Origin of the sequence: Bradyrhizobium sp. 157, from assembly GCF_023073815.1 — a bacterium.
Taxonomy (GTDB): Bacteria; Pseudomonadota; Alphaproteobacteria; order Rhizobiales; family Xanthobacteraceae; genus Bradyrhizobium.
In genome coordinates, this window is sequence record NZ_JADPKF010000091.1 from 542,136 (window position 1) to 557,959 (window position 15,824).

General features: G+C 56.5%; 13 protein-coding genes. 6 read left to right on the forward strand and 7 right to left on the reverse strand.

Annotation, left to right across the window (positions count from 1 at the left end; all coding sequences use genetic code 11):
• The first annotated feature begins 209 nt into the window (after nucleotides 1–209).
• Nucleotides 210–833: a hypothetical protein gene (locus IVA95_RS29305; protein ID WP_247513618.1), complete on the forward strand. Its 624-nt coding sequence runs from the start codon at nucleotides 210–212 to the stop codon at nucleotides 831–833.
• The gene (locus IVA95_RS29310; protein WP_247513619.1) at nucleotides 833–1,528 is read left to right on the forward strand and encodes a hypothetical protein; all 696 of its coding nucleotides are present in this window, start codon (nucleotides 833–835) and stop codon (nucleotides 1,526–1,528) included. Before IVA95_RS29305 ends, IVA95_RS29310 begins: the two co-directional genes overlap by 1 nt.
• A gap of 27 nt (nucleotides 1,529–1,555) precedes the next feature.
• On the opposite strand, the gene IVA95_RS29315 is transcribed toward IVA95_RS29310, so the two are convergent.
• Nucleotides 1,556–2,176, reverse strand: coding sequence for a DUF3800 domain-containing protein (locus IVA95_RS29315; RefSeq protein WP_346658068.1), 621 nt, complete (start codon nucleotides 2,174–2,176; stop codon nucleotides 1,556–1,558).
• Here IVA95_RS29315 and IVA95_RS29320 point away from each other — a divergent pair.
• The 3 genes from IVA95_RS29320 (at nucleotide 2,129) to IVA95_RS29330 (ending at nucleotide 6,368) form a co-directional block, all read left to right on the forward strand.
• Entirely contained in the window at nucleotides 2,129–2,911 is a 783-nt protein-coding gene (locus IVA95_RS29320; protein ID WP_247513621.1) for an enoyl-CoA hydratase-related protein, read from the forward strand. The genes IVA95_RS29315 and IVA95_RS29320 overlap by 48 nt on opposite strands.
• Before the next feature lie 1,182 nt (nucleotides 2,912–4,093).
• Entirely contained in the window at nucleotides 4,094–5,680 is a 1,587-nt protein-coding gene (locus IVA95_RS29325; protein WP_247513622.1) for a hypothetical protein, read from the forward strand.
• Nucleotides 5,673–6,368, forward strand: coding sequence for an HAD hydrolase-like protein (locus tag IVA95_RS29330; RefSeq protein WP_247513623.1), 696 nt, complete (start codon nucleotides 5,673–5,675; stop codon nucleotides 6,366–6,368). The genes IVA95_RS29325 and IVA95_RS29330 overlap by 8 nt, the downstream gene beginning before the upstream one ends.
• 888 nt (nucleotides 6,369–7,256) lie before the next feature.
• On the opposite strand, the gene IVA95_RS29340 is transcribed toward IVA95_RS29330, so the two are convergent.
• The 3 genes from IVA95_RS29340 to IVA95_RS29350 are packed head-to-tail and all read right to left on the reverse strand — an operon-like array spanning nucleotide 7,257 to nucleotide 9,615.
• Entirely contained in the window at nucleotides 7,257–7,811 is a 555-nt protein-coding gene (locus IVA95_RS29340; RefSeq protein WP_247513624.1) for a 3'-5' exonuclease, read from the reverse strand.
• Nucleotides 7,808–8,974 carry a hypothetical protein gene (locus IVA95_RS29345; RefSeq protein ID WP_249810484.1) on the reverse strand — a complete coding sequence of 389 codons (1,167 nt, stop codon included), beginning with the start codon at nucleotides 8,972–8,974 and terminating at the stop codon, nucleotides 7,808–7,810. The genes IVA95_RS29340 and IVA95_RS29345 overlap by 4 nt, the downstream gene beginning before the upstream one ends.
• Nucleotides 8,974–9,615 carry an ATP-binding protein gene (locus IVA95_RS29350; RefSeq protein ID WP_247513626.1) on the reverse strand — a complete coding sequence of 214 codons (642 nt, stop codon included), beginning with the start codon at nucleotides 9,613–9,615 and terminating at the stop codon, nucleotides 8,974–8,976. The genes IVA95_RS29345 and IVA95_RS29350 overlap by 1 nt, the downstream gene beginning before the upstream one ends.
• Nucleotides 9,616–9,642: 27 nt before the next feature.
• On the opposite strand from IVA95_RS29350, the gene IVA95_RS29355 reads away from it, so the two are divergent.
• Nucleotides 9,643–9,795 carry a hypothetical protein gene (locus IVA95_RS29355; RefSeq protein ID WP_247513627.1) on the forward strand — a complete coding sequence of 51 codons (153 nt, stop codon included), beginning with the start codon at nucleotides 9,643–9,645 and terminating at the stop codon, nucleotides 9,793–9,795.
• A 71-nt stretch (nucleotides 9,796–9,866) separates the two neighbouring features.
• On the opposite strand, the gene IVA95_RS29360 is transcribed toward IVA95_RS29355, so the two are convergent.
• The 3 genes from IVA95_RS29360 to ald all read right to left on the reverse strand — a co-directional run bounded on the left by IVA95_RS29360 (nucleotide 9,867) and on the right by ald (nucleotide 12,745).
• Nucleotides 9,867–10,367: a hypothetical protein gene (locus tag IVA95_RS29360; protein ID WP_247513628.1), complete on the reverse strand. Its 501-nt coding sequence runs from the start codon at nucleotides 10,365–10,367 to the stop codon at nucleotides 9,867–9,869.
• A 1-nt stretch (nucleotide 10,368) separates the two neighbouring features.
• The gene (locus tag IVA95_RS29365) at nucleotides 10,369–11,313 is read right to left on the reverse strand and encodes a CBASS oligonucleotide cyclase (protein ID WP_247513629.1); all 945 of its coding nucleotides are present in this window, start codon (nucleotides 11,311–11,313) and stop codon (nucleotides 10,369–10,371) included.
• A 319-nt stretch (nucleotides 11,314–11,632) separates the two neighbouring features.
• Entirely contained in the window at nucleotides 11,633–12,745 is a 1,113-nt protein-coding gene (ald, locus tag IVA95_RS29370) for an alanine dehydrogenase (protein ID WP_247513630.1), read from the reverse strand.
• Nucleotides 12,746–15,824: the final 3,079 nt, after the last annotated feature.

A 15,824-nucleotide genomic window follows, 5' to 3' on the forward strand; every position in this document is an offset into this window, starting at 1 on the left:
GATGGAGTACTTATCCTATCACCGGATTGCGGCCCGCGCGTGCTATGGTGCTCTTATGATTGATCCACAATTCGCGATAGCAATATTCCCGTTCCTCAAGACGAGATCGTCCGTACAGATAGGCGGCTACACATTCCGTTCGACAACAGACCTTGAAGGCTTGCCGCCGGACCAAGCTAAAGCAGTCGGCGAACTTGCCTCGATGCTATTTGCGCAGAATGATCTGCGGCGTAAAGTCCGCCTCCTACGCTGTCCTACCAGGAATTGAAGTTCATTCGGCCGATCTTCGCCTCAATCATCTCGCCAACCTGCGCGAAGTTGTATCTTATTTATATGCAGCTCCGCACGATGTATTCGAGAACGTCTTTTTATCGCCTGAAGAGACAAGCTTGGTGCTGTTTACGCCTTCGCGCGTGAGCGTTTCGCTTACCCGTCCGGAACACCATACCGAAAGTATTTCGACCACACCGGGAGCGGCGCCAGATCAGCATCATTACGTGCCGGGCTACAACGGCCTCTACAATTTCCGGCATGCCTTCTGGGTCCAGCCAGGATCACGGCTGTACGGCCCCAAGCCGCATATGACATTGAATATCTCACAAGACCTCTCCATCGATCTGGAACATCGAATGACGGGGTTACCCTATCATCACCTGCTGCTGGATATATTGGATAAGCCGGAAACATCGACTTCGCGGCGCATCTTCTCGGCGCTGCGTTGGTTTAATGCAGCAAATGAGAATGGTCTCAACCCGAGCCAGGCCCTCCTCAATTTGGCGGTAGCCTTGAAACGCTCCTACGCCTTCCCGAGTCTTCAAAGACCGAGCGCTTAGTGGACGCAATCTCGCTGCTCCTCGGGCGAACAGAGCGTCTCGGTGAGTGGGCTCAACAATTTTATGATGCCCGCTCGCGCGTGGCCCATGAGGGCGAGGTACGCGATCGATACTTCTACCCTGGTGGCACCAACAAAAGGCAGGTTACCGGCATTTTCGGTTCACTCATGCTCTATGGCCGCCAGATCTTCCAGCTATGCGTGGGTACTCTACTCGTGGGGATTGATCTCGCTGAACGTGCAGATCTCCGGGAAAAGCTCGTATCCAATAACGAGCGTTTCCAGAAGCTTTGGGATCTCATGCAAAGCAAACACGGCTCGGCCAGCGAACGGTTGCTGGGGTTGGCGACCACCATACGTGCGCTGGAGCGGTATCGCTTTCTTGCCAACGCGGCTGATCCCGGCCCACAGCTTGCGGCTGCGCGCCTTGCTGCCCTTTCGCTGATGGAATGTAACCTGGACCTACCCGAAGATCTCGCCACTGCCATCGCCGAATGCGCAACCAGTAAACGTTCTGACGGCGAATTTAAGCAACTCTCAGCGATCGAGGCTCTGCAAAGGGTATTTGAAAAGCAGGACGGCTCTACGCTCGCCCCAGTAACACGCAATGTTCGTGACATCATCGGGCTTGTTTGGATGAGCGAGTTTCCGCGATATTTTCATCTCAAGGATTTGAACGAAAAAGAACGCTCATAGAGTCCCCTCGCCTCCTAAGAACCGACGTTAGGTTGCGTATTCTCCATTTGCAAACCGGAGAAGCAGATCAAGCTTATCCAGATCGTGCACGCTCGCGACGTGATTGAGGAAGGCAATGTTCGCTTCGTGGGAGGCGGAAAGAAGATCGCGGAGAAGATTTGCGTTTTCCAGGCTCGGCCCAGATAGAGTCTCGCGATCCGCGGCGTCCTCGTCGCGCTCGGCATTAGCAAGGTACGTATGCATCTTTCCGAGTAAACCCACAACGACATCAGACAATTGGATGCCAGGCTCTGCTTTTGGATCCACAAAACGAAAATTCTTGACTGGCTTGCCATTGCTAGTGAGAGGCGTCTTCAGGAGCTGATCCCGGATAGTGTCCTCCAAATCCAGAATATGGCTGGAGTACTTGAATGTCGCGATCCGCCCCCGGTAGAAGGTGCTGAACTCATCGATCAAAAGGTTGGAGGGAAATCCCTCGATGAAGTCGAGGCTTCCCAGAGATCGGAAGCCTCGCAAGCTAAGCTGGCATGCAGGACGGCTGTTCGCGAAAACAGTTTCAGTGTATATGACGCTGATCCGAAACTTGCAAAGGGTGCTACGTTGAACGCCGAGCCTGACCTCATTCTTTGCTCGTCTCCTTTGCCTCATGTGGTGCTCTTGGCGTTGAATAGGGCATCGAAACGAAACGCGCTGAGCAATGATTTGATCGCGGAGCTCGGGGCCTGCTTTCGCAAGGCCGCACTGGATGATGACGTCCGTTGCGTCGTTCTTACTGGCGGCGATGCATTCTTTTCCGCCGGCGCCGATATCAAGGAAATGCGGCAACGGGGGTTCGAAGCCGTCGACAATTACGCGCGACGTTCTGCATGGCGGGACGTTGCCAATTTCCCCAAGCCACTTGTTGCCGCGGTTGAGGGGATTTGTTTTGGCGGTGGTCACGAGCTCGCGCTGCTGGCCGACATCGTGATCGCCGGTGAAGGCGCCACCTTCGGGCAGCCGGAGATCAATATTGGGATATTGCCAGGCGACGGAGCAACCCAGCGATTGACCCGCGTGGCCGGCAAATCGCTTGCGATGCTCATGATCCTGACCGGGGAACCTATCCCTGCGCGCGCAGCCCTTCAGGCGGGGATTGTTGCCGAGGTCACGGCAGACGGCAAGGCACAGAGCCGCGCCCTCGAAATCGCCGAAATTATCGCGCACAAGCCGCCGCGTTCCACGGAACTGGCTAAAGCGGCTGTACTCGCCGCCTACCAAACGCCGCTTGATGTCGGTCTAGAGTTTGAACGACAATCCATCAGGCACGCATTCACGACGTCTGATCAGCAAGAGGGAATGAACGCCTTTTTTGAGAAGCGGTCGCCTAATTATCGGGGGACTTAGAAGACAGAAGATCATCCGAGCTCTGCGCCGGCGGAAACAACAATTGGACTCTCGCTTCCGAAATCGTGCTCCGGAGAACTTCCATCAACTCGCCGAACCTCGGCGGAACGTCGTTGTACATCTCAACCGGCGAGTGACCGCGGAGGACATCCCGCTTCGCTCGGCCAGCTGACCGATCAGTTCAGAATGCCCCCGGACGGCCCGCAGTTGCGTCCCGATGATCCTTGATGGGCCATTGTGCCGGCCAGGAAGTTTGCCTTGGTGCACATCCCTCCAAATTCCCAAGCATTCCCGAACGCTACCGCCCAGATTCCTGAGCGGCGCCGCCCTGCATCGTTACTAACGGTAAGCGCCGTCTGGCTTTCGCAACCGATGTTCAACCCCGGTAAGCCCGCCCGCCTCGACGCATATTCTATGAGAGCTGTATCACGGTCTTCTTGCTGGAGTGATCCATGCACTCTTCTACAAAAGACCTATTGTTCTTCGGGTAGAGACGCGGGTTTCGTACCAAGACACACGGTTAATAACGACTCCTCAGTGCGGCGGTTGTGACATCGCGATCGATGCCGAGCACCTCAACGGCACCGATTATCTGCAGCTCGCCTGCTCCTCCCTACGATCCAATCGCTTCGAAGCCGGAGCGGATTGCGCCCACCGGGGAGCGTTAGGCCGACCCTGCAACCCGTCGGTCAAGCCGCAGAGCTTTCGTTATAGTCAGGCGCATGTCCTTCTTGAGGCTGATTGCGTCATCCGCACTCACGCGGACCGCATACGGTGCACCGGGCCGATGATCTTGTAACCAATCACCGCGACATCGCAGGCGGGCGATCGTGGAAGATTTTCGCCTTGCCGCCGCTGCCGCTGCCGCTGCGGACGTTCAATTCGTGACACCTATTTGCGCAAAGCGTGTCGCGCCTCAGCTAACGTGTCGTAGATCCAACAGCTCGGACCGCGGCCGAATGATCAAAAACGCTCGCATTTCAAAACCCGTAGCCAATATGCCCGCACGAGCACGCCGCCTAAGACGCTGGCACGAGCCTTGCTAAAACGCGAGCAGAACGACGTGCTTCGCGCCGCGCCGGCGGAATACATCTGCCTTAGGGGTCGGACTCGGGACGCGGCGTCTTGGTTGAACACGACACACGCAGTGTCGAGTGCTGTCGTCTTTGAAGGATAAATGGCATGTCCGGTGTGGCTGGCGCTTTTCTGTTGCCTTCAAGTCACTCCCAGCACACGGTTTATGATCGGCTCAAGCATCTGCTTCCGAAACTTGCACTTCGTGGGCAGGCGGGGTTCGGTCTTGCCGCCTACATGCATGGAAAGCGCGTTCAATATACAAGGTCGTTTCAGTCGCCAAGCGAATTAGAAACCTTTGACTATAATGAACTGTATGCGAATTTCAGGCCTCACGCAGCGATTGCACACATCAGTAGTCCGTCTAGGAGGGAACAGGACGAGAGCGACGTTCAGCCCGTTAACAACGATAAAGCCGGTTTCCGCCATTTGGCTATTTCCCTAGACGGGGCCTTGGTCAACGCTGATGAACTTAGAGAAGAATTGCTTGTCCAAGGGTATAGCTTTGACGGCGAAACCGATGCCGAGCTCTTGCTCAAACTGATTGAGCGCACTTGTCAAAGTGATTATTGGCGGCATGGTCTGCCGGTGAATCACGAAAGACTGTTTCGGGAGATCGATAACCGTATCGATGGCGCCGTCAGCGCACTCTTGTTGGATGGTGAAGGGAATCTCATTGCTTTCCGCAACCGATATGGTCTGCGACCCCTAGAATTCATGCAAACCGAAGACGGTTTTTTGCTTTTTGCTTCGGAAAACTGTGCCTTTGCCGGACTCCGAGGCAAGGCAGGAGAAATTTTACCAGGCCACATCAAGTATGTGAACGGAAAAACGGGAGTATGTCTTGATCGCTCTCTGTGCGATGCTCGACATAACACCAGGCTGTGCGCCTATGAAAGGCTTTACCTGGGAAGCCCCAACACGTCGAAACGCCAATCTAATCTCGAAACCCGTTACAATATCGGGGTTGCTCTTGGTAAAATTATTGCGCCAAGACTGGCAGCAGAATTGGGGTCCGCCCCTGTTATCGTTTCTTCTATGCCGCGAACTGGAGGGCCGTATGCTGATGGTCTGTTTGCATCACTGGCCGAAGGCGGCGCCATCGTCCAACGTCACGAACTCATCGCAACACAACTTTCTCAACGGACGCTTATAGGTTTCGTTGGCGAGCGCAAATCTCTTATTGCCCAAAAATACCGCTTCGCAGAGAAGGACGTTACCGACAGCACCATAATCATGGCCGATGAAGCCCTCATTCGCGGCGATACAAGTCGGGCTGTCACGAATATGCTCCTTGCCGCCGGGGCCAAGGCTGTGCATTGGGTAATCGGTTCACCGCCTATAGTGGCCCCAAATTACTACGGCATGGGTATCGACACCATGGATGAGTTGGCGTTCTGGCAAACATGGAAGACCCTGCCACCCGAACAGCGCAAGCAAAGCCTGCGTTTTCATAACATCGAACCGCAAATGCTCAGGATTATCGAAAGCACAATTGCTGTATCCATCAATGCTGCGGCTATCACTTATCTACCCTTCCAAGTTCTCGTATCCTTGCTTCCGCAGGGGCATGATGGAATCGATTTGTCGCCGTTTACGTTTGAGATGCCAACCCCAGCGGGGCAAAAGCGCGCGAATAAGAATTTGAACAAGTTAATCGCCGATCTTCCCTTCCCGGAATCAGCCGTTGCCTGAGGTCATCATGAAACCTACTCTAGTATTTGATTGGAATGGCACGCTGCTCGACGACGCCGATGCGTTGCTGAAAACGATTAACGCCATTCTAGGGCGCTTCGGTCGCCCTGATATCGATATGCCAACTTTTCGGGAACAGTGCGAGCTCCCGCTGTCTGTCCTTTACCGCAGTGTCGGAATGTCGGAAGGTGAAGCCGCAATCGTTGATAACGATGGCAGCGCTATTTTTCACGACACCTACGAACCGTTGGCGAGCAAGGCCGATCTGCGCAAAGGCGCGCGCTGCATTTTAGAAGCGGCACGTCAACAGGCGGTCTCAACGATCATTCTCAGCAGCTATATAGTCGACCCTCTTCGTTCCCAAATCCGCAGGCTTAGAATCGACGATTGCGTCAGCGAGGTTCTCGCCTTCGAAAGCCGCGCCACTCAATTCAAAAGCATGTGCAAAGGCGAACGGCTTCGCCTATATATGCTAGCAAATAATCTGAAGCCCGAGTCCACCTTTATCATTGGCGACATGCCGGTTGAAACGGATATTGCACGCGACCTCGGGCTTATCAGCGTATCCATTACCGGCGGATTTGTTTCCGAGTCGCGTTTGCAGGCTGCACAGCCGGATTACATCATTCATGACCATCATGAGCTGCTGCCAATTTTGCAAAGGCACGGCTTTTTTCGAAACGCATAGGACCATGACTGAAACTCCGCTAACAACCGCCCTCCTACGGCGACGGGACAAAGGATCGGCCTTCGGCGCAGGACGCATGGGAACTGACATGGATCGACGTGGGAGCCTATGAACGGGCTTTCGTTGCTGAATTGGCGCGGCATGTAGATGCTTTCGTTTTGTCATCGCCTTCAAGCCGCGGGTTGAGGCAGTCTGCCTCGAGCAACACGGATCGATCGCCCGTTTACCCGACGAACTTTGGTCCTTGACCGCACAACATCCTATCCTGCTTCAATGCACTCTCTGGCCGAACAGACCCAAAAGTACGGTTTAAACTTTATAGATGTCCCCGTAACGGGAAGCCCGGAGCATGCAGAGCAAGGCTTTCTCAACGCCATTGTCGGATAAATTTCCGTGTGGCCGCCGGTGTTCTTGCTGCGTCAGAGATTGTTGACCTCAAGCCGCTCGCAGTGGTGATCTCTCCTAGCCCTGCACCCCAAGTGAGGCCACGATATCTACGGCGTTGTCCACGAACCTTCAGGTCGCCTCCCCATTCTTGGCATCTGCACACCAGTGTATTGCGGAGCGTTTTCGGCGGACGGGTGGCGCGTGCCCGTCGCCCCATGCACGGTCGGTCCTCGTGTATAACTCATGACGGCCGAGGGCTGTTCAACAAATCGGTTTTCCGGCTTGGAGAGAGCAACTGGGAAGGAATGAGCATTTTGGCAGTTCCGGGCACGCTACGAAGAGGCGGTCGGAAGAACCACAGAGACAGCCAAGGCCACAATCCGTGGCTCTGTGCCGTGAGGGTGACGTAATGTAGTGGCACCGCGCATAGAAGCGTAGCCACTCCGGAAGCATTCGCGAACGCAATCGAGTAATCGTGGGTAGCAGACTCAGACTGTGCTGTCAGCTCTTATCGATGAGCTCGGACCTAATCAGCCGAAAAATCTCAGCCTGGTACAACGCGTCGCGCAGCGCATCATGCGTCCCGGCCAAAGCTGGTTTGAGCTTTTCAGCGATCCTGCTCGAACGCGTATCACTCCAGCCGCAGCCCGTCGCACCCATGTAGAGCGCCTTGATATCGAGCGCCGTGAAGCCGAATGGATTGCTGCCGCTAAACCGATGGAAATAGTAGTTCACGAAGGACCAGTCGAACGGCGCGTTAAAACCGACGAATACGAGCGTTTCATTCCGACGCGCCAAGGTCAAGAGCCAGTGCGAAAAGGCTCGCATGGCATTGGAGGGCGTAAGTCCTGTTCGCGCGAGTTCGTCTAGAGAGAGCCCGCTCACCTCCAAAGCGTTGGCATCGAAGTTCCCGTTGATCGGCTTCAGCTCGCACGCGAATGTCTTCTCTGGCTCGTAGATGGAACAGGCACCGATCGACAACAGACTGAACTCGCCAGGGATCGGACCGGCGGTTTCCACGTCGACCGAGACGAAAACTTCGCGCTTGTCGCTCATGAGATCAACGGCTCCGCTGGAACGAGTGAGGGGCGGTTGCGGATCGCCTGCCAGTGCTCCCGGAACGCCCGCCGCCTGTCGTCCACAGTGCCGGACGTTTTCCAATGAAGCCCAGAGAATGTCGTAATATCGAAAGGCAAGCTCGCGCCTTCACGCACCATTACCATCGTCGGTAAGCCGCGGCCGAGGGCGTATCCAAGTTCAAGAAAGCAGTTTGGCCGCGCGCCCGTGATGTCAGCTAGCACCACGCTGCTGCGATGGAGCTTCGCGAATATCTCTTGGTCGATTCGGGAATACTCATAAGCTTGGCGGCCGTCGATGACGACGAGGTGATACCCCAGCTCACCTTCGACCACGGGCTGAACCACCGTCTCGAAGAAATTCTGGACGTCAGCATAGTCGGGCAGATCAGGGTTCAGTAGTCGGACGGCGAAGGCTTTGGGCTTCTCAAGTGACTCAAGCAGCTCGACCAGGACAGACACGCGATCCGCGATCGACTGCCGCTGCGGGAAGCGAATCCTGTTGACCCAGTCATGTGCATCACCGTCGTCGGCAATCTGAAACAGGCGGCGGGTCTGGCTGCTGGCCAGGCCGAAATTATAGAGGCGCCGCGCGCCGGTCGTTTCGGGACAGAGGGCAAGGTTGAGCGGAATAATCGGCTTGCCGGCATCATGATAGAGGTTCGCAAGATAGAGCACGCCCTCGGTGCCTCCCAGGGCAATGAGGATATCGCCAAACCGAGCCTGAGCCTCCATCCGCTTACTGTTCATGTTCCACTGCGCCGCGCTCTCGATTTTGATTAGCTGTGAGGCGCGCAGCTCGTCCCATAGACCTACATAGTCCTCCGGAATCTGATCTTCAGTCTTGTGATGTTGCACCGCGACCGCGAGTGGACTCGGCACGTTCACCGGCCGCAGCGCCAAACTGTCCTTGATTGTCTTCCAGATCAGCCAATCGAAGCAGATCGGTAAAGCGTCGACCTTGCGCAGCGGCTCAGCATCCACAGGGACCACGAAGTTGGCGCCACGCTTGATCAGCTCTTTCACCAGCCCAGCGATCAGCTCCCTCGCCCCATGGACATCGCTTGCCGGCGCGACTGTCGTATCATCCACAACGCTCCCGGAAATGTGGATGCGCCGGCCGTAGAGAGGGGACCGCGGCATTACCTATCCTCCATCACCGGCGAGGAATGAAGCGCCGCGGCGACTGACTTTAAATGCTCAAACCGGAGCGGCTGCTGCGGATAGGCTTTCGCTAGGGCGGCGGGGTAAAGACGCGTGCGGATATCCGAATATGTCCAAGCCGGATTGCTGCCGCGGGCACCAGTGACCGCCACAAGATCGGAGATCTGCGTCGCCGGAAGATTCAGACCAGCGAGATCCATCTGAAAGAGTTGGCGGCGTTCTTCGTCCGAGGGCCGCTTGAACTCCTCAATGATAGCTGCGCGCCGACGCAACGCGGCATCGAGCACCGAGAGTCGATTGGTGCAGAGGATGACGACGATGCGGCCGCCATATTGCCGAAGATCGTCGACGCCCTGGATCAGAGTGTTCACCGCCACCTTATCCTCGTGATGGCTGTGGTCCTGCGCGCGGGAGGCGCCAAGGCTGTCTCCCTCGTCGATGATCAGGATGGCACGCCGGCTCTTGCCAGCCGACTGGATTAATTTGCGAAAAGCTTCCGCAATCAGCGTTCCCATCTCGCCGACCATGCCGCTGCCGCGCACGCGATTCGACAGCTTGAAAAGGATCGAGTCTTCGCTCCTCGCCCCGGCGACGAGCTTGTTGGCGATGCATTCGGCCATCGCCGTCTTGCCGGTCCCAACGTCGCCATGAAAGATCACGAGCGGGTACTGCTCGGCGACGAGATCGCAGATCGCGAGCTTGCCGCCATGGTGCTTGCGGTTCCATTCGCCGAGACCACCGACATTCAGCAGCAACCGAAGCTGGTCATGGATACGGGCATAACGCGCGGCAAATCCTAGCAACGTCTTTTCCCGCTTGGCGAGCGCCTCGCTAGGCAGTGGGGTTTCGCTATCGAAGATACTCGGCTGACTCACTTCACCCAAGCCTTTCTCTGCATGCCATAGGCGTTGCTGACGTAGTTGCGGCCGCCTGAAGACGTCAAGTTGGCGTGACTGGTGTCCTCGTAGGACGTAACCCAGCCGATCTTCAGCTTTCCTTTCACCGCCTCGCGCGCCGCGCTCGTGTAAGCTTCGGTGTAGCTGAGGATGACACGGAGATATGCACCCGCGACCTTCGGCCAACGCACTCCGCCAGGGCGGCTCGTGGTGAGCGAACCCGCTTCCGTGTCGACCTCAAACCTGACGGCTTTGACCTCGATGCCATTACTGAGAAGCGTGACGTCAACCCACGCGAGGTAGCCTGCTTTTGCGAGGACCTCGATATCATGGGCATAGAGCGCCGCCTCTGCAGCAGTCCAGGCGCCCGTGCTGTCGGCGATCATGATGAGATCGGCCTTCACGCGGCGAACTACATTCTCGATGTCGACGACCGTGTAGGTGGCACTGGCAGTGGCAGTTCTGGTCTGGCTCATCTCAGTCCTCCGTCTTGAAGCGAGGGCCGAAGATCTCCTTCCAGACCTCATTGTCATTTTCGGCCGATGCAAAATTCGCGGTCTCCCACGCCGCCTCCGCCGCTGCGACGATCTCCTTGCGCTCGGCTTCCGAAATCCGGCTTGTCACGTTGTTCAGGCTGTAAACAGGGTCGAGGATGACAACGGGATCGGTGAAGGTCCCGAATGGCGCCGTATTTTCGGGGAAGCTAATCTGCTCTTTCAGACCCGATTGGGCGATGTAGAGAAGGAAATTCCGGAAGCGCTGCTCGATGCTCCCGAAATTACCCCGTGTCGCCAGCATATGGGCCATGATGAGCTCGATCGCGAAGGATTTGAGCGGCTTGATCTCGGCATGGTTGCGCCACTTCTTCGCTAAGCGCACCAGCGTGCGGAAATCGCTGTCCTGGTTCTTGCGATCCCGGACGAACTTGATCTGGCAGGGAGCGCAGGTCTGGATTTTGGATCCGTCATGGATGTCAAACTGCCAGCCATAGTCTGGCCGGTTCTCGTCCTGGATCACTGGGACGATGTCGACGCTCAGCCCCGTGCCGACAAAGGTCACGGTCGCAGCCCTGCGCTGGATCTCGAAATCTTCGACCGATTTGTTGGGATACTGCTCGATCAGCAGGTCGTAGATGGTGTTGTTCAGACTATCGAGCGTCTCCTTCTCGGCATCACGCCCGGAAATATAGAACACCGCGTCGACATCAACCGGATCGACGCTCGTCTTTCGTAAGATGGTATATTTGGCGAAGGAGCCAGCCTTTACTACCTTTGTGATCTTGATTTCGGTCTTATCGCGGACGGTCTTGCAGAGTTCGGCGATCAGGCGATCCACCTGTTCATGATATTCCTTCCGCTTGTCGTCAGGGAGGCGCAGGACATTGCTGTCGTAGTAGCGCAGTTCCGTGTTGCTCAACGCCATCACTCCTTCCTTTCTCGTTCGGCGTCTACCCACCGCCAACCCCGAATGGATGGAAGCCGCGGTAGCCGGTCTCCTTGGCGGTTTACAAAACCGGGAGGCGAGCGCTCAGACCGACGGCGCTATCTCCACCAGCCCCAAGTTTTCGTGTCGCCGGGCAGCTGAAAACGATGACTGGATGTTCTCTGGGAGAGCTGCCCGACTTGATCCTGCGAGAGGACAATCAAACTGCGTTGAGGGGAATCGTAGCCTCCGAAAAAAAGGGGCCACTCCGAAGGAGTGGCCCAAGTAAGGGAGGAAACGCCCTTGAGGGCCTCTGGGATCAGGCCGCAGCCTGTTCGATCGGTGAAAATGGCAACCCGAGACTCTCGGCCACCGCCTTGTAAGTCAGCCGACCCCGATAGACATTGAGGCCTGCCCGCAGATGTGGACTTTCGAGGACGGCTGCAAATCCCTTGTTAGCGAGAGCCAAGCCAAAAGGCAGAGTGGCGTTATTCAGTGCTTGGCTAGAGGTCAGCGGGACAGCTCCCGGCATATTGGCCACACAGTAGTGAATGACGCCGTTTACCTCGAAAATTGGATCAGCGTGCGTCGTGGGACGCGATGTCTCGAAGCATCCGCCCTGATCAATAGCTACATCCACGATGACGGAGCCTTTGCGCATCGAGCTCAACATGCTCCGGCTGACAAGTTTCGGTGCACTCGCGCCGGGAACCAGTACGGCGCCGATCACAACGTCCGCCGCAAATACTTCCTCCTCAACAGCTTCTATCGTTGAGAACCTAGTACGAACGCGCCCTTCGAATAGTTCATCCAGTTCACGAAGCCGGGGAAGCGAACGGTCAAGGATTGTGACCTCGGCACCCAAGCCTGCCGCCATTCGTGCCGCGTGCATGCCGACAACGCCACCTCCAATGACGACAATACGAGCCGGCTGGACACCCGGCACGCCGCCGATCAACAGCCCGCGCCCGCCCCCATACCGCTTCAGGGCCGCACCGGCCGCCTCGATCGCAAGCCTGCCCGCAACCTCGCTCATCGGCGCAAGGAGCGGAAGACCGCCATGCGCGTCAGTCACAGTTTCGTAGGCGATTGCTGTACAGCCAGACTTAATGAGGCCCTTAGCCTGCTCGGGGTCCGGGGCCAAATGAAGATAAGTGAAGAGGATCTGGTTCTCTCGCAGCTGGGTCCATTCGGACGGCTGTGGCTCCTTGACCTTTACGATCATCTCGCTCGACGCGAACACCTCGCGAGCAGATTCCAGAATGGTTGCGCCAGCCTTGCGATAATTGTCATCTGTAGCGCCGATACCAGCACCGGCATTGGTCTCGAACAGCACCGTATGGCCTGCGGCCACATATTCGCGGACCGCTCCAGGGGTCAGCCCCACGCGGTATTCGTGCGTCTTGATTTCCTTGGGAACGCCGACCTTCAATTGCAATCTCCTAACTTGGATTACCGATTTATATCGAAAGAGCGGTGCAAACCTGCGACCCTGACGGCCAAATAGCGCCGAAATTCAGCGATTCTTAGTAACGTCACGCAGTATTCCATCGGGATGACGTTCCATCGCCGAGCTCAGCACCAACGCGCGGATCGACTCGAATGCGATTATCGGTCATCGCGATCGCGCGTCGGCAGCGCGCACTGGAGACGAAAGGATATATCACCGTGTATCTGGGCGATGCTTAACCTGAACCGGTTCGGCCTCAACACAACCGTGCTGGTTAGATTAACGTTCGACAGTCAAAGAACGAGGCACTGAATTTGTTCGAAACCGGCTTCGTCAAATGCCCATCAGTGAGTCGCTGCTTTTGATGTCGGCGATGAAGATTCTTCTCATAGTTCCGGCCCGCGATATCGAGGTGGTTTCGGGAGAATGCGCGGCTATTAGCAAATCGCTATAACCCGCCACCGCATATTTCCTGCAGATGGATTTAGAGGCCGCGGCGAGCCGCACTAAGAGTGCGGCCCATGGCGTGAGGCGCTCTTTTGGTTTCAGGTTAGAATGCTCGCCTCCTGGGCCTTTGGGTAGGGCGAAAGCAAGGGGCGTCGCGCTCGCGCTTCCCATGGGAGAGCCATGCGCTCACGGCGTAAACTGTGCCGAACATAGCGAAAGAGATGGACAGCAGAATAACAATTAGCATCGGCGAGACACTTAGTTTCGTTTGGGCAACACGAGTCTCGTCGGATGTCCTGTCGAACACCAAAAGCCTCGATTCTTTACCTTGGTGAGACTCTCTACACCCTGACGCTACGTAAGGTTCAAGCCGGCTCAAACAAATTTATGCGAAGCGCCTGCAGAAGCTGACGTTCTTCATGTCGGCACGTTGCTTGCATTCAGGCAGCATCATCAATGCGCGCATCATATAGGGATGGACTCCGCGCGCCCTCGGTCAACGTTGGGTCCGCTCCGCCCAACTCTCTGCGGCCAATCGGCAGGCGGTGCGATATGAAACCGCACGTTCGGACAGCTGCGGTCGCGTTGGTTCATGATCTCGATCGTCATATCGTCGGAATGTATGAACTCGAAAGGTGTGCGTATTGCGAGATCGACTTGTTCCGCGGCGCAGCTAGCGGATACGACTATGCCAGCCACTGCTACGTTGCTGCGAGCTACTAACCTGTCCGGTGAAACGTCGAACTTAATACTCGCACCGAATGGCTTGGGAGTACAGGTGCTTTGACCACGACAAGTCGTCCGACTTCTCAGCGAAAGTAGCGCGAGGTGAAGCCCACATTTTCGCGCACAGCATTTGATTTGGATTGCAGGTGGCCTGCCGCCTTGCTACGTGAGTGGCTGAATATGGAAGTTTAAACGCATTGGCATTCGATGAAAATCTATCAAGCATTCGCCCTGATAGGCTGTTCCATCAACTGGCGAGTAGTCCTGCGGATCCCAGCGATTCCGGCCTTCACGTGGCTATTCGTGCAGCTAGCCCAGATCTCGAGCGGCCCTCCACCGGCACAAGCCGGCGCCCCGCCAAGCGGAGCTCCCGTCAATCCGGCCACCCCTGATGACCTGGATGCGGATTACAAGTCAGTTAACGCTCGCTCACTTCCGGCCGGGCATTGTCGCGTCAAGGATTCGGAGCTCAGCAACGTTCAGTTGGGCTCAAACTACGCAGACCTTGTTTACCTGTTCGGCTGCGCAGGCACCATTACTTCACGTGAGACCGTCCAAGGAATAAAGTTTCACGTGCTTGCTTGGAATGATGGGCAGATCTTAGCCCTATTCATTAATGGAAAGCTCTCGATCGCATCGCAGTCTGCCCTTCGGTAGAAGATTCGAAGCAATGCACCGATCTCGCCCGGCGTACGATACCAGAAGCGCCGATTTGTTAGCCCGGAGAGAATATCAACGTTCTGACGTAACGTGCGGATCGAGCCCTCGAACACCGCCAGCGCGAAATGCCGGCAGACGCTGTAATTCTTTCGTCTGGTACGCTGCTTGCACTGTCCAAGGCAGCACCACTAACGGCCGTCGCAGTGATGTAGGGGCAGCCTCGGCGCTTGACAGCGCGTCTCAGGGCCGCTCCGCCACAGCTTCTGTGGCGATTGGCTGTTGGTGTATGTGTGTGAGGCGATATAAAACCGCACTTGGGGGCGGCTGCGGTCGCAATCAACTCACGGTCTCCGCCGTGATGTCCTCAGCGTGCACGAACACGAAAACCCGTGGGTATGATAGGTCAGTGTCTCCGTACGGCGGAACAGAGCGGCCGGATAAGGCCATGACAACCGGTATCATGCTAGCGGCGCGTTATCGGACATGTATCGCTATGGTGCGAGCTCGCGTAGGCAGCTGACACCTAGGCTCTTGGCGGCGTACAGCGGCGTTGATCACGACACCAGATTCTACTTCTCGGTTAGAAATCATCAACGATCCAGCCCTGATATCTGATTATCGGGCACTCTTGTGCTTCACATACACCGTACGGTGAGATGTCGCGGGTCCGTCGTAAATGGTCGGCCGGTGCGCAAGGGGGTTCTTTTAGCTCCTGCTTATCGATGTCGGGCGGCTTGCTGCAGTTGGTGCGCGCATAGGCCGCGCGCCACTTCATCTCCCCCGTGGCTGCCCCTGAATCTCCGCCATGCGGCGCTGAAGCGCTTCCTTACTGCATCGCGCGTGTCGGCAAGTTCATACTGGTGTGCACTCGCGAGCGTAGGCGGATGCGGCCGACGAGTTGATCATCTTCGAACACGAGGTAGTCGATCCGGATCGATCAGGCGAAGGTAAGCTCTGCTATGGACTGATCGCCTGCATCGTTGCAAGCGCTCCCCAATAATGTCGAGAGAGCTCAGCCAGCCGCTCCTAAACATTGAGGCACAAATTCTTTTCGAGATTTGTTGCAGGGCAGCATACCCTTGTGGGCACCAGTCTGCTCAATGCGAGGAGCGCGAGCCGTTATCCCATTGAGGTGCAGATCGCAGATCGCGTAACGTTGCAACAACGGAGATCCAGACGCTCTCAGGTGCTAAGGGTCGTCTGATCGCATCCTGCTCAGCAGAGGTGA

Coding starts and splice junctions, on each gene's coding strand:
- IVA95_RS29350 (WP_247513626.1), bottom strand. CDS start 9,615: ATGGCCGAATGCATCGCCAACAAGCTCGTCGCCGGGGCGAGGAGCGAA.
- IVA95_RS29315 (WP_346658068.1), bottom strand. CDS start 2,176: ATGAGGCAAAGGAGACGAGCAAAGAATGAGGTCAGGCTCGGCGTTCAA.
- IVA95_RS29360 (WP_247513628.1), bottom strand. CDS start 10,367: ATGAGCCAGACCAGAACTGCCACTGCCAGTGCCACCTACACGGTCGTC.
- IVA95_RS29345 (WP_249810484.1), bottom strand. CDS start 8,974: ATGCCGCGGTCCCCTCTCTACGGCCGGCGCATCCACATTTCCGGGAGC.
- IVA95_RS29365 (WP_247513629.1), bottom strand. CDS start 11,313: ATGGCGTTGAGCAACACGGAACTGCGCTACTACGACAGCAATGTCCTG.
- IVA95_RS29340 (WP_247513624.1), bottom strand. CDS start 7,811: ATGAGCGACAAGCGCGAAGTTTTCGTCTCGGTCGACGTGGAAACCGCC.
- IVA95_RS29355 (WP_247513627.1), top strand. CDS start 9,643: ATGAAAGATCACGAGCGGGTACTGCTCGGCGACGAGATCGCAGATCGC.
- IVA95_RS29325 (WP_247513622.1), top strand. CDS start 4,094: ATGTCCGGTGTGGCTGGCGCTTTTCTGTTGCCTTCAAGTCACTCCCAG.